A 17,384-nucleotide genomic window follows, 5' to 3' on the forward strand; every position below is an offset into this window, starting at 1 on the left:
TGGATGGCGCGTATAATACTGATTTCTAACAGGAAATCAACACCCCATCGCAAAATAATTCAAAAATATCGGGTCGGGTCCTGCACACCGGCTGCCACGAAGCCTTCTGCACGCAGACGGCAGCTGTCGCACTTGCCACAGGCACGGCCGTCATCGTCCGCCTGATAGCAGGAAACCGTAAGACTGTAGTCGACCCCACGCGCCATTCCGGCCTGGACGATCTGTGCCTTGCTCAGGTTCTGCAATGGCGCCTGAATGCGGAACCCCTGCCCTTCCACCCCGGCCTTGGTTGCCAGATTGGCCATGCGCTCGAAGGCCTCGACGAACTCCGGACGGCAATCCGGATAGCCGGAGTAGTCCACCGCATTCACGCCGATGAAGATGTCCCGCGCTTCCAGTACCTCGGCCCAGCCCAGAGCCAGCGAGAGGAACACGGTATTGCGTGCCGGGACGTAGGTCACCGGGATGCCTTCGCTGGGCGCTTCCGGCACGTCGATGCTGCTGTCGGTCAACGCCGAGCCACCGATACCGTCGAGGTTCAGGCCAATTACCTTGTGCTCCACCACACCCAGGTCGCGAGCGACCCGCGCCGCCGCGTTCAGCTCGGCACGATGGCGCTGGCCGTAGTCGAAGCTCATGGTGTAGCAGCTGTAGCCTTCGGCCTTGGCCATGGCGACTACGGTGGCCGAGTCCAGGCCGCCAGACAGCAGGATTACCGCGCGTTTCTCAGTCATTGCTCAAGCTCCTCTCAGCGTCCCGGTTCGTCGTTCCAGAGCAGTTTGTGCAACTGCATCTGCAAGCGAACCGGCAGGTTGTCGGCGACGATCCAGTCAGCCAGATCGGTGGCGCTCAATTGGTGGTGGCTGGGCGAAAACAGTACTTCGCCAGCGCGCTTGTCGAGGCCGTACTGAATCAGTTTCGACACCGCCCAGTCGTAATCCTCGCGGGAGCAGAGGACGAACTTGACCTGGTCGTTGGGGGTCAGCAGCTCGATATTCTCGTAGCGGTTGCGCTGGACCTCGGCGGAGCCCGGTGTCTTCAGGTCCACCACGCGGCTGACGCGGGTGTCGACGGCCGAGATATCGATCGACCCACTGGTTTCCAGGGAGACCTCGTAGCCGGCGTCGCAGAGCCGCTGCAGCAAGGGAATGGCATTCGGCTGGGCCAGTGGCTCGCCACCGGTCACGCACACGTAACGCGGCCGGTAGCTGGCGACCTGTTCGAGGATCGAATCGAGGGTGCGGATCGTCCCGCCATTGAAGGCATAGGCGCTGTCGCAATACTGACAGCGCAGCGGACAACCGGTGAGACGCACGAATACCGTGGGCAGCCCAGCGGTGCGCGTTTCACCCTGCAGAGAGTAAAAGACTTCGGTGATGCGTAATGTGTCTTGCATGGTCGCCACGGGCGTGACAGCGATACAGGCCGTCCGCCTCCGTCAGGCACCGTCGCGAACTCGACATAGCGTTATTCGCGACAGCGTTTCAATAAAAAGGGCGCAGATTCTAACGAAAAAACCCGCGACAGGCGCGGGTTTCTTTCACAGCGTGCGAATCAGAGCTTCTGCAGGTCGCGCTGGGCCAGTTGCGCGGCAGAGGTGCCAGGGTACTGGGTGACCACTTGCTGCAGGATACCCTTGACCCGGTCGGTATGACCCAGGCGACGCTCCACGTCGGCCAGCTTGTACAGCGAATCAGGCACCTTGTTGTGCTTCGGATACAGCTGGCTGACCTTGGCGAAGGCCTGGCCAGCGCCTTGCAGGTCGCCTTTGGCCAGGTTCACTTCACCCAGCCAGTACTGGGCGTTGCCGGCGTACTGGCTGTTCGGATACTTGCGCAGGAAGGCGTTGAACGCCTGGGCGGCCTTGTCGAAATCCTTGGCCTTGATCAGGTCGAAGGCTGCGTCGTAATACAGCTTTTCCTTCGCCGGATCGCCCGGTTCACTGCTCGCCGCGGGCGGGTTGGCCGGCGCAGCGGTGTTGCCGGCGGCCGGTGCTGGAGCACCACCGTCAGCGGAATTCTCGGGGGTTGCGGACGGTGCTGGCGCAGCGCCGCTGGAGATACGCCGATCCAGGTCCTGGTAACGCTCCAGGCCTTCCTGTTTCAGGCGGGATACTTCGTTCTGCAGGATCTCGATGGTGTTCTGCTGCCGATCGATCTGTTCCTGCATCTGTTGCAACTGCATGAACAGCTGGCCCTGCGCCGAGGCAGGGGTCGAGACCCCTCCCCCGGCGTAGGCGCCGTTCGTACCGTAACCTGCCGGTGGATAACTGCTTGCGCCGCTATATCCAGCATTGTCATCGACAACAGGAACCTCGGCCGCTGCCATGAGAGGCAGGGCGAGAGCCAGGACGGTTACAGCACGACGGCACGCTCGCATATCGAATTACTTACGCAGTTCGACGCGACGGTTCTGAGCCCAGGACTGCTCGTCGTTGCCGGTGGCAACTGGACGCTCTTCGCCGTAGGAAACCAGTTCCAGCTGAGCTGGGGAAACGCCTTGCAGCACCAGGTAGCGCTGAACGGCCTTGGCACGACGCTCGCCCAGAGCCATGTTGTACTCGCGAGTACCGCGCTCGTCGGTGTTGCCTTCCAGAACGACGCGAGCGCCGTTGCCTTTCAGGTCCTTGGCGTGAACGTCCAGAGCGCGCATGGCTTCTGGCTTCAGGTCCGAGCTGTCGTATTCGAAGTAGAAGGTGGTGATTGCGCGCAGAGCAGCTTCTTCGCTCAGGCTGCCGTCGACAGCACCGGTGTTGGCGCCGTAGCCAGCGTTCGGATCAACAGCGCCTTCGCCAGCGTTGTCACCGCCTTTCGAGGAGCAACCTACAGCTACGGCCATGGCCAGAGCCAGCGCAGCAAACTTACCAAACTTCAGCATTTCCATCGTGAAACTCCTAATGAACCCCAGTGTGTTAAGTAAAACGTGTATCGCCGCATCAGTTCAGGTAAGGGGACCAGGACGGTTCTCTGACTTCGCCTTGAGCGGTAGGAAGCGGGAGCCTCACGCGTCCGTTGAGAGAGACGAGCATCAAGACTCCCCGGCCCTGCTGGCGGGTGGCGTAGATTAGCATGGTGCCGTTGGGCGCGACAGTGGGAGACTCATCAAGGTTGGTATCCGAGAGAATCTTTACACTGCCCCGTTGCAGATCCTGCGCAGCAACTTTGAAGTTGGTGAAACCTTCCTGGCGATGAATCATTACCAGGGTCTTTTCATCCGCGGAAAGTTTCGGGTTGGCGTTGTAGTTGCCGACGAAAGTCACACGCTCGGCACCGCCGCTGCCAATGCTGGTCTTGTAGATCTGCGGTTTGCCACCACGGTCCGAAGTGAAGTACAGGGTCGAACCATCCTTGCCGAAGAACGGCTCGGTATCGATGGCCGGGCTGTTGGTCACGCGGGTCATCTGGCGCGAGCCCATGTCCATCACGTAGATCTCCGGGTTGCCATCGCGGGACAGCACGAACGCCAGGCGGTTGCCATCAGGCGACCACGCAGGAGCACCGTTCAGGCCCTCGAAGTTGGTGATCTGCTCGCGGCGACCGGTATCGATGTGCTGGACGAAGATACGCGGGCGACGCTGCTCGAAGGACACATAGGCGATGCGCTTGCCATCCGGCGCGAAACGTGGCGACAGGATAGGTTCGCGAGATTGCAGCAAGGTTACCGCGCGCGCACCGTCGTAGTCAGATCGTTGCAAGGTGTAACGAGTGCTGTTGGTGGAGAAACGCTCGGCGGTCACGTACAGCATGCGGGTAGAGAACGCGCCCTTGATGCCGGTGAGTTTTTCGAACGACTGGTCGGCGATGTAGTGCGACATGTCGCGCAGTTGATCGACGGTGCCGGACACGCTGCCGGTCAGCACCTGCTGCTCGGTGGCAACGTTGAACAGCGCGTACTGCACCTGCAGGCGACCGCCCGACGGCACGATGCTGCCGACCATGATGTACTGGGCGCCCAGTGCCTTCCAGTCGCGGAAGATCACTTCGCTGGCCTGGCTCGGCAGGCTGATCATGTTCTGCCGCGGAATCGGCGCGTAGTAACCGGAGTTGCGCAGATCGTTGCCGATGATGTCAGCCATGTCCTCGGGCAGCACGCTGCCGCCCTGCAGACCGAACGGCACGACCGCGATCGGTGCCGCGCGGTCGCTGCCGCTGGTCACCAGGATGTTCTTTTCTTCCGCGTTGGCCATCCCTGCTGCACAGCAGAGAACGACCAGCAGTCCTCTAAGAAGGTTAATCACAAGGCTAGGTCCTCAGGTGTGAATGTCATCTTGAATGAGCGGTACGGAGCGAAGTCGCTCGGTTTCAAACCCTGCATCTCGGTCAAGCGGCCAATGCCCTTGACTGCCGCGACGGCGGAGCTGTCGAACGGACCGTCACCACTGGAGCGTGCCACGCTGACGTTGGTGATGGTGCCATCCGGCAACATGTTGATCTGCAGGACCACGGTCATGTTCTTGCGCGCTGAAGGAGGTCGCGCCCAGCCTTCGGCCGCACGGGCACGAATCAGGTCGTCGAAGTCGCCGGCGACCTGGTCGCCCTGCTCGTCCGCCAATGCCTGCTGGCGCTCGGTGGTGTCGGACAGCAGCTCGGCCAAGGCCTGGGCTTTCTTGTCTTCCGCCGCCTTGCGGGCTGCTTCGGTAGCCTTTTTCTTGGCTGCGTCGGCTGCCGCCTTCTTCTTCGCTTCTTCAGCGGCCTTCTTCTTCGCCTCTTCGGCGGCAGCCGCTTTCTTCTTGGCATCCTCGGCCGCTTTCTTCTTCGCGTCCTCGGCAGCCTGTTTCTTGGCTTCTTCAGCCGCCTGTTTCTTGGCCTCGTCTTCAGCCTTCTTCTTGGCTTCTTCCTCGGCCTTCTTCTTCGCGATATCGGCCAACTGTTTCTCTTCAGCCTTCTTCGCTTCCTCGGCTTTCTTCGCCGCTTCGGCTTTCTTGGCTTCGTCAGCCGCCTTCGCCGCCTCGGCCTTCTTCGCTTCCGCAGCCTCGCGAGCTTCCTCGGCTTTTTGAGCCGCCTCTTCTTTCTTTTGTTCCGCAGCCTTCACCGCTTCCTGCTTCTGCTGCTCGACCTTCTTCTGCTCCATCTGCTCTTCTTCGGTCTGGCGCGAAGCGGTCTTCTTCGCTTCCCCGGCAATCTTCTGATTGGTCTGGGTGGTCGCCTGACTCTTGGATTTCAGTTGGTACAGGGTTGCCTGGACGATAGGCTTGGCCGGCGGCAGCTCAGGCGTCATGGCGAAGCTGACGAACAGCATGCCGAACACCAGGAGGTGCAGCGCGATGGCCCAGACACTGGGCCAGAAGTAGCTTTCCGAGGCGGATGGCTCTCGCTGTTGCATCAGGGCGCCTCGGTAATCAGGCCAACGTTACCGACACCGGCCTTCTGCAACCCGCCCATGGCGCCCATGACCGCGCCGTAGTCGACGGACTTGTCGCCACGGATGAAGACCTGGGTCTGTTTGCCCTGATCGCGACCGGCGGCGATGATCTTGGTCACCGCGTCGGTCATTTGCGGCAAGGTCATGGCCTTGTCCATCTGCTTGTCGGTGTCGACTTCGCTGCCGAGGTTCCAGTAGTAGGTCTTGTCGGCCTTGATCGAAATGGTCAGGACCTGGACGTTGTTGTCCTGCGGCAAGGCTTCGCTGGAAACCTTGGGCAGGTCGACCTTCACGCCCTGGTTGAGCATGGGTGCGGTGACCATGAAGATGACCAGCAGTACCAACATCACGTCGATGTAGGGCACCACGTTCATCTCGGCGACCGGCTTGCGTTTTTGGCGAACTCGGGCCATTGGCTTCTACCTGATCACTCTTCGCTGGTGTGCACTTTACGGTGCAGGATGGCCTGGAACTCGTCGGCGAACGTGTAGTAACGACCGATCAGCACTTCACTGCGGGCGGAGAACCGGTTGTAGGCGATAACCGCCGGGATCGCGGCGAACAGACCGATCGCCGTGGCGATCAGCGCTTCGGCGATACCCGGGGCGACGGTGGCCAGGGTAGCCTGCTGCGCGGTCGCCAGGCCCCGGAAGGAGTTCATGATGCCCCACACGGTACCGAACAGACCGATGTACGGGCTGGTGGAACCGACGGTGGCCAGGAACGGCAGGCTCTGCTCGAGCTTTTCTTCCTCGCGGGAGATGGCGACGCGCATGGCACGACCGACACCTTCCATCACCGCATCAGGGTCGACGCCAGGCTGCTGACGCAGACGGGAAAACTCCTTGAAACCGGCCCGGAAGACCTGCTCGACACCCGAGTCGGGGTCCGGGTTGCTGCCGGCCTGGCGGTACAGCTTGGACAGGTCGATACCCGACCAGAAGCGCTCTTCGAAGCTGTCCAGGGCACGACGACCGGCGCGCAGCATGGTGCTGCGCTGAAAGATCATGATCCATGAAGTCACCGATGCGGCAACCAGCGCCAGCATGACCAGCTGCACCACGATGCTGGCATTGCTGACCAGGCTCCACATGGAGGTATGGTCGACGACGTTAGCTTCCACGCTTAATCTCCTGCGTTTGTATGTATGCCCGGGCTGCCTGCCTCGATGAAGGCCGCTCGCAGCTCGGAGGGAATAGCCCGGGGTTTGAAAGTATCGGCGCGCACACAGGCCACCAGGAACTGCCCTTCGCAGAGCAACGTTGCATCACTTTCGCGCCAGACCTGCTGCACGAAGCGCAGGCTGGCACGATTCAATTCAAGCACTTGCGCGGTCACCCGCAATTCGTCGTCCAGACGGGCCGGCGCGTGATAGCGCGCTTCGGCGGAATGGACCACGAACAGGGTATTCTGCTGGGCCAGCGTCGACTGGACGAAGCCCAGGTCGCGCAGCCTTTCGGTGCGGGCGCGCTCCATGAATTTCAGATAATTGACGTAATACACCACGCCGCCCGCATCGGTGTCCTCGTAATAGACACGAAAACGATGTGCGAACGGTTCAAGCCCATTTTGCGCGCGCATACTCTAGTGCTAACTCCTCAGCTTGCCAATCCGCCCCACCAACTGTTTTTAACGGATTATGTCGTATTGCCAGCGCAGTCGATCGCAGTCCGCCGATAGGACCACAAAAGTACCGATTAGATCTGTCATTCATCGCTCAAATCGGAAAAATCACTGCTACCAGATGATTCATTCATTCGCGTAGGAATATTCAGGCCGAAATGCAGGTATGCATGACGGGTCACGACCCTCCCCCGCGGGGTACGCATGATGTAGCCCTGCTGGATCAGATAAGGCTCCAGCACATCCTCGATGGTATGGCGTTCCTCGCTGATGGCCGCGGCCAGACTGTCGACCCCCACCGGACCACCGTCGAACTTTTCGATCATGGTCAGCAGCAGGCGCCTGTCCTGATGGTCGAAACCACGCTCGTCGACATCCAGCAGGTTCAACGCCATGTCCGCCACGCCCTTGGTGATCTCGCCCTTGCCGCGCACCTCGGCGTAGTCACGCACCCGGCGCAGCAGACGGTTGGCGATCCGTGGCGTGCCGCGGGCACGCCGGGCGATCTCGAAGGCACCGTCGTCCTCGATGGGCAGACCGAGAATCCCGCCGGAACGACTGACGATGGTGGCCAGGTCGGCGTTGTTGTAGAACTCCAGACGCTGGACGATACCGAAGCGGTCACGCAACGGGTTGGTCAGCATGCCGGCGCGGGTGGTGGCACCGACCAGGGTGAAGGGCGGCAGGTCCAGCTTGATCGAGCGTGCCGCCGGGCCTTCGCCGATCATGATGTCCAGTTGGAAGTCTTCCATCGCGGGATAGAGAACCTCCTCGACCACCGGCGAAAGGCGGTGGATCTCATCGATGAACAGGACGTCGTGGGGTTCCAGGTTGGTCAGCAGCGCGGCCAGGTCACCCGGGCGCTCGAGAATGGGCCCGGACGTGCTCTTGATCGATACGCCCATTTCCTGGGCGATGATATTGGCCAGCGTGGTCTTGCCCAGCCCCGGCGGCCCGAAGATCAGGGTGTGATCGAGGGATTCGCCACGACCACGGGCGGCCTGAATGAACAAGGCCATCTGCTCGCGTACCACCGGCTGACCGATGTATTCGGCCAGGCGCAGCGGACGGATCGCCCGATCCTGAACTTCTTCCCGGTCACGGCCGGTTGCGGTTATCAAACGGTCGGCTTCGATCACTTAAATCATCCCTTTCAGGCTGCGCCTGATCAGCTCTTCGCTGCTCAGGCCCTTGGCATCCACGGCAGCCACCGCACGACTGGCCTCCTGGGGTTTATAGCCCAGGGAAATCAGGGCACTGACCGCGTCGGCCTCGGCGGTGGAAACGGTTGGCAGCGGTGTCGGCCCGTTCGGTACCAGCTGGAACATGCTTGGCACGGTTTCCCAGGCCTTGAAACGGTCCTTGAGTTCGACCAGCAGACGCTCGGCGGTCTTCTTGCCGACACCAGGGACCTTGACCAGGGCCGAGGTGTCCTGGGCCTGGACGCAGCGCACCAGTTCGTCGACCTCAAGGCCGGACATCAGTGCCAGCGCCAGTTTCGGGCCCACGCCATTGAGCCGGATCAGTTCGCGGAACAGCTCTCGCTCGCGCTTCTCGTGGAAGCCATACAGCAGGTGGGCATCCTCGCGCACTATCAGATGGGTGTGCAAGGTCACCGCCTGCCCCACCGCGGGCAGGCGATACAGCGTGGTCATCGGCACTTCCAGCTCATAGCCGAGGCCGTTGATGTCGATAATCAGGTGCGGCGGTTGCTTTTCAGCCAGCGTGCCGCGCAAACGTCCAATCACGTTCAGGTCCTTTCTCATGAGCGCCGGCTGGAGGCCGGTCGGCACATTACCTATAAAGCAGGGATGCTATCAGAGACGCAGACGTCCGTTGCGACTGCGCGCGACTCCCAGGCCATGAGGCACCAGGCTGGAGCGGGTATGGGCATGGCACAAGGCGATGGCCAGGGCATCGGAGGCATCGATCTGCGGTTTCTGGGTCAGCTTGAGCAAATGCATGACCATCATCTGCACCGCTTCCTTGTTGGCCCCGCCACTGCCCGCCACGGCCTGCTTGACCTGGCTGGCGGTGTATTCGGCGATTTCCAGCCCGGCCTCGGCCGCGGCGACGATGGCCGCCCCGCGCGCCTGGCCGAGTTTGAGCGCCGAGTCGGGGTTGCGCGCCATGAACACCCGCTCGATGCCCATGGTCACCGGGCCGTGCAGGCGAATGATCTCGCTCACGCCACGAAAAACGATCTGCAAGCGCTCATGCAACTCGCCGCTGCCGGTGCGGATGCACCCCGAAGCCACGTACTCGCAGCCGCGCCCGTTGTGGCGAACCACGCCGTAGCCGGTTATCCGCGAACCGGGGTCGATACCAAGAATCAGAGTCATAACGCCTGCGCGACAAAGGGCGCGTCACCGCGCCGTGTTGCAAATACAAAAGCCGGTCCCGCCTGGAGACGGGACCGGCCTCGGACAAACCGGAGAAACAGCTCAGCCGAGCTTTTCCATGACCTCGTCAGGAATTTCAGCATTGGAATAGACGTTTTGCACGTCGTCCAGGTCTTCCAGCATGTCGATCAGCTTCAATACCCTCTGCGCGCCGTCCAGGTCCAGCTCGGCGCTGGTGGTCGGCTGCATGACGATTTCCGCGTCGGCAGCCTTGAAACCGGCAGCCTCGAGGGCGGCGCGCACGGCGTAGAAGCTGGCGAACGAAGTGAACACGTCGAACGAGCCGTCGCCATTGCTGACCACGTCGTCGGCATCGGCCTCCATCGCCGCTTCCATCAGGGCATCTTCATCGACGCCTTCGGCGAAGCTGATCTGGCCCTTGCGCTCGAACAGGTAGGCCACGGAACCGTCGGTACCGAGGTTGCCGCCGCACTTGCTGAAAGCATGCCGTACGGCCGCGGCGGTACGGTTGCGGTTGTCGGTCATGGCTTCGACCATGATCGCCACGCCGCCTGGGCCGTAACCCTCGTAGCTCAGTTCCTCGACGTTGTCCGCCTCGGCGGTGCCGGCACCGCGGGCGATGGCGCGATCGATGATGTCGCGGCTCATGTTGGCGCCCAGCGCCTTGTCCAGCGCCAGACGCAGGCGCGGGTTGGAGCCCGGATCGCCACCGCCCTGCTTGGCGGCGACGGTCAGCTCACGAATCCACTTGGTGAAGACTTTGCCTCTCTTGGCATCCTGGCGCTCTTTGCGGTGCTTGATGTTCGCCCACTTGGAATGGCCCGCCATAACTGACTCCAAAAAATCCTTGAAACAAAATCACGCACCCTCCCGCCTTGCTGCGGGAAGGCACAATCAAATCCGGTGCCTCAAAGCAAAGGCGCATCCCGTGGGATGCGCCTTGTCGGTCCGCTTACTCAGCCTTCTGCTGTTCGCGCAGACGGATGTGCAACTCGCGCAGGGCCTTGGCATCGACCAGGCCAGGGGCCTGGGTCATGACGCACGCGGCGCTCTGGGTTTTCGGGAAGGCAATCACTTCACGGATCGACTGGGCGCCGGTCATCAGCATGACCAGGCGGTCCAGACCGAAGGCCAGGCCACCGTGAGGCGGCGCACCGAATTTCAGCGCGTCGAGCAGGAAGCCGAACTTCTCTTCCTGTTCCGCCGCTTCGATGCCCAGCAGGCGGAAGACCGCCTGTTGCATTTCCTTGCGGTGAATACGGATCGAACCGCCACCCAGCTCGGTACCGTTGAGGACCATGTCGTAGGCACGGGACAGGGCGGTGGCCGGGTTGGCCTCCAGCTCTTGCGGGGTGCACTTCGGCGCTGTGAACGGGTGGTGCAGCGCGGTGAAGCTGCCGTCGTCGTTTTCCTCGAACATCGGGAAGTCGACGACCCACATCGGTGCCCACTCGCAGGTGTACAGGTTGAAATCGCCACCCAGCTTGATACGCAGCGCGCCCAAGGCCTCGCTGACGATCTTGGCCTTGTCGGCGCCGAAGAAGACGATGTCGCCGTCGACCGCGCCGACGCGATCGAGGATCACGTTCAGGTTGGCTTCCGGAATGTTCTTGACGATCGGCGACTGCAGGCCTTCGACGCCCTTGGCGCGCTCGTTGACCTTGATGTAGGCCAGGCCCTTGGCACCGTAGATGCCGACGAACTTGGTGTACTCGTCGATCTTGCTGCGCGGCATGCTCGCGCCACCCGGCAGGCGCAGGGCGGTGACGCGGCATTTCGGATCGTTGGCAGGACCGGCGAAGACCTTGAAGTCGACGTCCTTGAGCTGGTCGGCAACGTCCACCAGCTCCAGCGGGATACGCAGGTCAGGCTTGTCGGAACCGTAGCGGCGCATGGCTTCTTCGAAGGTCATGTGCGGGAACTCGCCGAACTCCAGGTCCAGGACTTCCTTGAACAGCTTGCGGATCATGCTCTCGGTCAGGCCGATGATCTCGGACTCGTCGAGGAAGCTGGTCTCGATGTCGATCTGGGTGAATTCCGGCTGGCGGTCGGCACGCAGGTCTTCGTCGCGGAAGCACTTGGCGATCTGGTAGTAGCGGTCGAAGCCGGCGACCATCAGCAATTGCTTGAACAGCTGAGGCGATTGCGGCAGGGCGAAGAAGCTGCCGGCGTGGGTACGGCTCGGCACCAGGTAGTCGCGGGCGCCTTCCGGAGTCGCGCGAGTCAGGATCGGGGTTTCGACGTCGAGGAAGCCGTTCTCGTCGAGGAAGCGACGGATGCTCGAGGTGATGCGCGAACGCAGACGCAGCTTGTCGGCCATTTCCGGACGACGCAGGTCGATGAAGCGATAACGCAGACGGGTTTCCTCGCCGACGTCGGAGAATTCGTTCAGCGGGAACGGCGGGGTTTCCGCTTCGTTCAGCACTTCCAGCTCATAGCCCAGCACTTCGATGGCGCCGGAGGCCATGTTCGGGTTGACCGCGCCAGCAGGACGCAGGCGCACCCGGCCGGTGATCTTCACCACGTACTCGCTGCGCACACGGTCGGCGGCGGCGAAGCTGTCCGCGCGGTCCGGGTCGAACACGACCTGGGCCATGCCTTCGCGGTCACGGATGTCGAGGAAGATCACCCCGCCGTGGTCGCGACGACGATGGACCCAGCCGCAAAGGGTGATTTCCTGACCGTCCAGGCTCTCGTTCAGTTGGCCGCAATAGTGGCTGCGCATCATGATGGTGGTTTCGCTTCTCGTCATTCGTGAATTCGGTTTAGGCCGTGGCGGCCCGAAAGGGTCAATAGTGCAAGACCCGGGCAGTGCAGTTCAACTCAGTCGCCGCTGCCAGCCAGATTCTTTTTCGCGCCGGTCTTGAAATCGGTTTCGTACCAGCCCTTGCCGCTCAGGCGAAAACCGGGGGCGGACAGGACCTTTTTCAGTTCGGGCTGCTGGCAGGCCGGGCAATCGGTCAGCGGCGCCGCGCTGATCTTCTGCAGAACTTCCATCTGGTGGCTGCAGGAAGCACATTGATAGTCGTACAGAGGCATGGGGCGTTTCTCGTCGATCCCGTGCGGGCCACGCCGCACAGTAAAAGGCGAGATTATATATGGTTAACCGGGGCTGTGCAGCCCGCAGCGCGCCTGCGCATCACCAACGGTTGTCGGGAAAAGCCGCCGCCTGCGCGTCATCCGGCTCCTCATTGCCTTGCGCGCCACCGTTCATCAGGAAGACCACGCAGATCACCCGTACCAGGCCGCTGAAATTCTTCACCCCGCCATGGCGCAGGTGAACCTCTCGATCGACATGGGACAGCACCGAGTTGACCGTGCAGCCGTTGGCCTGGGCGATCCGTTCGAGCACCGCCCAGTAGATGTTTTCCAGACGCAGGCAGGTGGCGAAGCCATTCAGCCGCACCGAGCGCGACAGCGGCTGGGCAAGGTTCATGTTGAAGTCCGATTCGAACGGATCGATATCGATCGTCCGCGGATCGCCAACCTTGGGCACGCTCCGATTCAAGGGTCGAGACATTGCAACACCACGCAGCAGGACAGAGGGATGAACGCATGCGGACTTACTTCGCACACCCCTGCCATGAAGCGCCGATGCGCTAGCCGACACCAGCAGACGCCCGCACTCTTGACGTAGGATTGATCGACAATCCAGGCCTCATCGGATAACCCCTGAAAAGACTTCCAGGCCTCGAGAAACCTGACCTGCAGCCACAAAAAAGCCCGACTCTGGTTAAGGAAGCCGGGCTTTGCGCATTCTCCTGGCGCGTCAGCGACGCATCATTTGCCTTCCAGAAGCACGCGCAGCATCCACGCAGTCTTCTCGTGAACCTGCATGCGCTGGGTCAGCAAGTCTGCGGTAGGTTCATCACTGACCTTGTCGGTCAGCGGGAACAGGCTGCGAGCGGTACGCACCACGGCTTCCTGGCCTTCTACCAGGTATCTGATCATGTCGTCCGAAACCGGCACACCCTCGGTTTCCTTGATGGAAGCCAGACGCAGGTACTGGGCGTAGGTGCCCGGTGCGGGGAAGCCCAGTGCACGGATGCGCTCGGCGATCGAGTCGACCGCCAGTGCCAGTTCGTTGTACTGCTCCTCGAACATCAGGTGCAGGGTGCGGAAGCTCGGGCCGGTCACGTTCCAGTGAAAGTTGTGCGTCTTGAGGTAGAGCACGTAGGTATCGGCAAGCAGGCGGGACAGGCCGTCGGCAATGGACTTGCGATCTTCTTGACTGATTCCGATATCGATTGCCATGCAAAAATTCCTTCCTAGGGTTTTCGATTCAACAGCTCTGCCACCAACTGTATCAAGAGTTTTTCATACATGCAGCCTTGAGCCCGCGACACAGTGCTGCAGGCCATGCGTGCCGGGCGTCCCGCTGATTTGAGAAGCCTCCGGCTTTGCTGTTAAATAGACGACGTGCCGCCATGGCTGATCGTCAGCGCCATGGCGCATAGGCTGGAATCCCCACCCTTTTGCGCCTTTTTCATGCACGTGCACCGTGGGACCAGCTCTTCCTGTGATCCGCCTAATAAGATGCGAGCCAAACCATCATGTTCAAGATCGTCCACCTCCTGACGGGCGCAGCGGCCTTGCTGCTGTCCTTCATACCCAGCCTCCGCGCTGACGTAACACCCTACCTGCTGCAACACGATGCCATCTATCTGGCACTCTTCGGCCTGGCCAACCTGATCCTCGCGCCTGTCGTACCGCAGTACTACAAAGGCGCCCGCCAATTCCTGCAGATCACCGCCAGCGTACTGCTGGTCCTGACCGTGGTGCTGCAGGCGCTGGCCCTGCTGGCGCTCCCGGAGATGGGCAGCCTGGCCGCGCTGATCGCCGCCCTGTTCGCCGCGGTACTGCACCTGATCGCCGGGTTCATGAAACCGGCCAAGGCACGCAACAGCGCCAGCAACACCAGCTACGACATGGGCAAACGCGATACCGGCACCGTGAAGTGGTTCAACACCTCCAAGGGTTTCGGCTTCATTTCCCGTGACTCCGGCGACGATATCTTCGTGCACTTCCGCGCCATTCGTGGCGAAGGTCACCGTGTGCTGGTCGAAGGCCAGCGCGTGGAGTTTTCGGTGATGAACCGGGACAAGGGCCTGCAGGCCGAGGACGTGATCGCCGCGCCGCGCCGCTGACAGCGCCCACAAAAAAGCCGCGAAACCCAGTTCGGGTTATCGCGGCTTTTTTTCGTGTGCGAACTATCAGTAATGCGGCGGAGGTGCTTCGTCCTCGCTCGCCTCGTACTGCCCCATCACTTCTTCATAGCGCTTGAGCAGAGCCGCCATCTGCAACTGCAGACGCTCCACCACCCGCTGCTGCTCCACCAGCACATCGTTCAACGCCGTCAAGGTGTCGTCCTGAAACGCCAGGCGACTTTCCAACTCCATTACCCGCTCTTCGAGACTCATGACTCATGCCTCCACGAACTGGAAGTCGTCACCGAGCACCGCGGCGACACGTTGACGCACCTCGTTCAGTTGATCAGCGGAATATTCAATTGCAGGTTTCGCGCCCCAGACCGGAGCGGGCCAGGCAGCATCGTCGCGCCGGCGAACAATCACATGCATATGTAACTGACTGACCACATTACCGAGGGCAGCCACGTTCATTTTATCGGCGGCAAAACAATCCTTGAGGGTTTCACTCAGGAATTGGGTTTCGCGCCAAAGTTGCTGGCGATCACTGTCATCCAATTGAAATATTTCACTGATATCGGCGCGCCGCGGCACAAGAATGAACCAGGGATAGTTAGCATCCTTACTAAGTAATAACCGGCAAAGAGGAAAATCCCCCACTACGCAGGTGTCTTGTTCAAGGCGCGAATCCAAAGCAAACACGGGGCAATCTCCTCATCGATCAGTGCGGCCGCCACGGCGGACCCTGGCGAGCAGGATACTCCGATCGCGACAGGCCAGCACCGACGAGCCGTCCGAAGCACTGAAAAGCAGCACCATTCCCCCGCACTACCTTCGTTTCAGCCCGTGTTTTCGGGGCCCGGTAACAGAATGCTACTTTCCGCACCAAAATGGCGCTCGGCGAACCGTACGGGAGCGTCGGATATCCGCAAACTACCCACTCAGAGCCTTGCAACGGTAACGTCCTGACTCGAAAGTCCGCTTTTCCGCTTATTCCAGAAAAACACCGACGAAAGAGCGGAGCGATCTTTCACCCCCGGTTTTCGGCAATTTTCCCGAGTGGCCCGGAACAAAAGTGAAAAATTCGTCAACGCGGTCTACAGTTGAGCACGCTTGTTGCATCACTCCAGTCCATGGTCGGCACGCCACCTGCATAGGCAAGTGAAGTGCGACAAATTGCACCAGCCGCACGGGTAACCATGGAGTTTGGGAATCAAGGCATTAGATTCCTGCAAAACAGCGCTGGAGTTGTACGAACCGTCTGATACGGAACGTGATTTGCGACATGGATATAACTATTTGCGACGTGACCATAAAGTTAACGAAAGGTTCCACTCGCAAGTATCGCTAATGACAGTCAGCGTGATATACATTTCCGCCGACTCAAACAAGAAAGAGCAGCCCCAATAAAAAAACCAGGTGGGGCAGCAGCAATCTTCCTAAAAACCAAAGGAGCAAATCACGATGCGCGTGATGAAGTGGAGCATGATCGCCCTGGCCGTAGCCGCCGGGACCTCGCAACTGGCTGTAGCGTCCTCGCAAGAAGAATCCAAGGGTTTCGTCGAAGACAGCACCCTGAACGTGAAAACCCGTGCCATGTACATGAACCGTGACTACAAGCACGGTGCCGGCAACATTCCCACCCCCTTCACCTCCAGCGGCTACAAGAGCGGTTACCGTGAAGACAGCGGCGCATCGCTGCTGGGTACCTTCGAGTCCGGCTTCACCCAGGGCACTGTCGGCGTCGGTGTCGACGTCATCGCAATGGGCTCCGTCCGTTTCGATGGTGGCGAAGGCCGCCAAGGCAACGGCCTGTTCCGTTCCGACAGCGATGGCAAGCCAGAAGACTCCCAAGGTAAAGCAGGCGCAGCCGCCAAGTTCCGCATCTCCGACACCGTGCTGAAAGTAGGTGACCAATTCGTCGCCAGCCCGGTTTTCGCTACCGACGACAGCCGCCTGATGCCTGAACTGGCGCGCGGCACCTTGATCACCAGCAAGGAAATCAAGGGCCTGGAATTGAGCGCAGGTCGCTTCACCTCGCTGAGCTCGCAGACCGGCATGGGCCATGACAGCATCAATGGCAAGCACACCCCCGGCCTGACCTCCGCCAACATCGCTGGCGCCACTTACGCCTTCACTGACAACTTCACCGGCACCATCGCCGCGTCGGACGTCGAAGACTACTTCAAGAAGCAATACGTCAACCTGAACCTGACCGTTCCGGTAGACGACAAGCAGTCTCTGAACTTCGACTTCAACGCCTACCGCACCAAAGACCAGGGCGAAGCCCTGTACGGCGAGCAGGACAACAAGATCTGGAGCCTTGCAGCAGCCTACAGCCTGGAAGGTCACAAGTTCACCGTGGCCTACCAGCGCAACAGCGGTGACACCGGCTACAACTACGGTGTCGACGGTAACGGTACGGTCTTCGTAGCCAACTCCATCCAGATCTCCGACTTCGTCGGTCAGGAAGAGAAATCCTGGCAGGCTCGTTACGACCTGAACATGTCGTCCTACGGCGTCCCAGGCCTGAGCTTCATGACTCGCTATGTCTACGGTGACAACATCGAGACCGCTGCCGGCGAAGGCAAAGAGCACGAGTGGAACCTGGAGAGCAAGTACGTTCTGCAGGAAGGCCCGGCGAAAGACCTGTCCTTCCGCGTTCGCTACGCTGTCTATCGCTCCAACGAGGCGTACTCCGGCTACTCCGCCGACCTCAACGACCTGCGCCTGATCGTCGAGTACCCGCTGAGCATCCTGTAAGCCCCACGGCCTGCGGACCCCAGCACGAAAAAGCCCGGCCCTGCCGGGCTTTTTCATTTGCGTCATCCACTTACGACCGATTAGGTTTCCTGCGTCCTATACGTCACCGATTCCCCCCCGTACAATG

21 protein-coding genes are annotated in these 17,384 nt (G+C 60.9%); 2 read left to right on the forward strand and 19 right to left on the reverse strand.

The annotated features are described in order from the left end of the window. Window positions 1–59: 59 nt before the first annotated feature. From queC to RTI28_RS12840, 17 genes are all read right to left on the reverse strand, one after another. Window positions 60–734: a 7-cyano-7-deazaguanine synthase QueC gene (queC, locus tag RTI28_RS12760; RefSeq protein ID WP_316920784.1), complete on the reverse strand. Its 675-nt coding sequence runs from the start codon at window positions 732–734 to the stop codon at window positions 60–62. Window positions 735–748: 14 nt separating this feature from the next. Continuing rightward, window positions 749–1,396, reverse strand: coding sequence for a 7-carboxy-7-deazaguanine synthase QueE (gene queE, locus RTI28_RS12765; protein ID WP_316920785.1), 648 nt, complete (start codon window positions 1,394–1,396; stop codon window positions 749–751). A 158-nt stretch (window positions 1,397–1,554) separates the two neighbouring features. Continuing rightward, a complete protein-coding gene (gene ybgF, locus RTI28_RS12770; protein WP_316920786.1) occupies window positions 1,555–2,379 on the reverse strand; it encodes a tol-pal system protein YbgF in 825 nt (274 codons plus the stop codon). A gap of 6 nt (window positions 2,380–2,385) precedes the next feature. Further along, the gene (gene pal / locus RTI28_RS12775) at window positions 2,386–2,883 is read right to left on the reverse strand and encodes a peptidoglycan-associated lipoprotein Pal (protein ID WP_042121796.1); all 498 of its coding nucleotides are present in this window, start codon (window positions 2,881–2,883) and stop codon (window positions 2,386–2,388) included. 52 nt (window positions 2,884–2,935) lie between these two features. Beyond that, entirely contained in the window at window positions 2,936–4,186 is a 1,251-nt protein-coding gene (gene tolB, locus RTI28_RS12780) for a Tol-Pal system beta propeller repeat protein TolB (protein ID WP_316920787.1), read from the reverse strand. Between the two features lie 47 nt (window positions 4,187–4,233). Further along, a complete protein-coding gene (gene tolA, locus RTI28_RS12785; RefSeq protein WP_316920788.1) occupies window positions 4,234–5,322 on the reverse strand; it encodes a cell envelope integrity protein TolA in 1,089 nt (362 codons plus the stop codon). Then, entirely contained in the window at window positions 5,322–5,774 is a 453-nt protein-coding gene (tolR, locus tag RTI28_RS12790; protein WP_042121801.1) for a protein TolR, read from the reverse strand. Before tolR ends, tolA begins: the two co-directional genes overlap by 1 nt. A 14-nt stretch (window positions 5,775–5,788) precedes the next feature. Beyond that, complete coding sequence (gene tolQ, locus RTI28_RS12795) at window positions 5,789–6,484, reverse strand: protein TolQ (protein WP_316920789.1); 696 nt, start codon at window positions 6,482–6,484, stop codon at window positions 5,789–5,791. Window positions 6,485–6,486: 2 nt separating this feature from the next. Further along, window positions 6,487–6,942 (reverse strand): tol-pal system-associated acyl-CoA thioesterase, encoded by a 456-nt coding sequence (ybgC, locus tag RTI28_RS12800; protein ID WP_042121804.1) that lies wholly within the window; start codon window positions 6,940–6,942, stop codon window positions 6,487–6,489. A gap of 125 nt (window positions 6,943–7,067) precedes the next feature. Continuing rightward, window positions 7,068–8,123, reverse strand: coding sequence for a Holliday junction branch migration DNA helicase RuvB (gene ruvB / locus RTI28_RS12805; RefSeq protein WP_316920790.1), 1,056 nt, complete (start codon window positions 8,121–8,123; stop codon window positions 7,068–7,070). Continuing rightward, window positions 8,124–8,732 carry a Holliday junction branch migration protein RuvA gene (gene ruvA, locus RTI28_RS12810; protein ID WP_042122166.1) on the reverse strand — a complete coding sequence of 203 codons (609 nt, stop codon included), beginning with the start codon at window positions 8,730–8,732 and terminating at the stop codon, window positions 8,124–8,126. 69 nt (window positions 8,733–8,801) lie between these two features. Continuing rightward, window positions 8,802–9,326: a crossover junction endodeoxyribonuclease RuvC gene (ruvC, locus tag RTI28_RS12815; protein ID WP_042121808.1), complete on the reverse strand. Its 525-nt coding sequence runs from the start codon at window positions 9,324–9,326 to the stop codon at window positions 8,802–8,804. A gap of 102 nt (window positions 9,327–9,428) precedes the next feature. After that, entirely contained in the window at window positions 9,429–10,175 is a 747-nt protein-coding gene (locus RTI28_RS12820) for a YebC/PmpR family DNA-binding transcriptional regulator (protein ID WP_316920791.1), read from the reverse strand. 124 nt (window positions 10,176–10,299) lie between these two features. Continuing rightward, entirely contained in the window at window positions 10,300–12,075 is a 1,776-nt protein-coding gene (gene aspS / locus RTI28_RS12825; protein WP_316920876.1) for an aspartate--tRNA ligase, read from the reverse strand. A gap of 95 nt (window positions 12,076–12,170) precedes the next feature. Further along, a complete protein-coding gene (locus tag RTI28_RS12830) occupies window positions 12,171–12,386 on the reverse strand; it encodes an FmdB family zinc ribbon protein (RefSeq protein WP_042121811.1) in 216 nt (71 codons plus the stop codon). A gap of 100 nt (window positions 12,387–12,486) precedes the next feature. Next, window positions 12,487–12,867, reverse strand: a complete 381-nt coding sequence (locus RTI28_RS12835) for a ribbon-helix-helix domain-containing protein (protein ID WP_316920792.1) — start codon at window positions 12,865–12,867, stop codon at window positions 12,487–12,489. Between the two features lie 260 nt (window positions 12,868–13,127). Then, window positions 13,128–13,601, reverse strand: a complete 474-nt coding sequence (locus RTI28_RS12840; RefSeq protein WP_316920793.1) for a Dps family protein — start codon at window positions 13,599–13,601, stop codon at window positions 13,128–13,130. Window positions 13,602–13,900: 299 nt separating this feature from the next. On the opposite strand from RTI28_RS12840, the gene RTI28_RS12845 reads away from it, so the two are divergent. Then, window positions 13,901–14,494: a cold-shock protein gene (locus tag RTI28_RS12845; protein ID WP_316920794.1), complete on the forward strand. Its 594-nt coding sequence runs from the start codon at window positions 13,901–13,903 to the stop codon at window positions 14,492–14,494. 66 nt (window positions 14,495–14,560) lie between these two features. Here RTI28_RS12845 and RTI28_RS12850 read toward each other — a convergent pair whose 3' ends face one another. After that, on the reverse strand, window positions 14,561–14,767 hold the full coding sequence (locus RTI28_RS12850; RefSeq protein ID WP_316920795.1) for a SlyX family protein: 207 nt from the start codon (window positions 14,765–14,767) through the stop codon (window positions 14,561–14,563). 3 nt (window positions 14,768–14,770) lie between these two features. Continuing rightward, window positions 14,771–15,196: an HIT domain-containing protein gene (locus tag RTI28_RS12855; RefSeq protein ID WP_316920796.1), complete on the reverse strand. Its 426-nt coding sequence runs from the start codon at window positions 15,194–15,196 to the stop codon at window positions 14,771–14,773. A gap of 762 nt (window positions 15,197–15,958) precedes the next feature. On the opposite strand from RTI28_RS12855, the gene RTI28_RS12860 reads away from it, so the two are divergent. Next, window positions 15,959–17,257, forward strand: coding sequence for an OprD family porin (locus RTI28_RS12860; RefSeq protein WP_316920797.1), 1,299 nt, complete (start codon window positions 15,959–15,961; stop codon window positions 17,255–17,257). Window positions 17,258–17,384: the final 127 nt, after the last annotated feature.

The sequence above is a fragment of the Pseudomonas sp. zfem002 genome, from assembly GCF_032621685.1.
Lineage (GTDB): Bacteria > Pseudomonadota > Gammaproteobacteria > Pseudomonadales > Pseudomonadaceae > Aquipseudomonas > Aquipseudomonas japonica.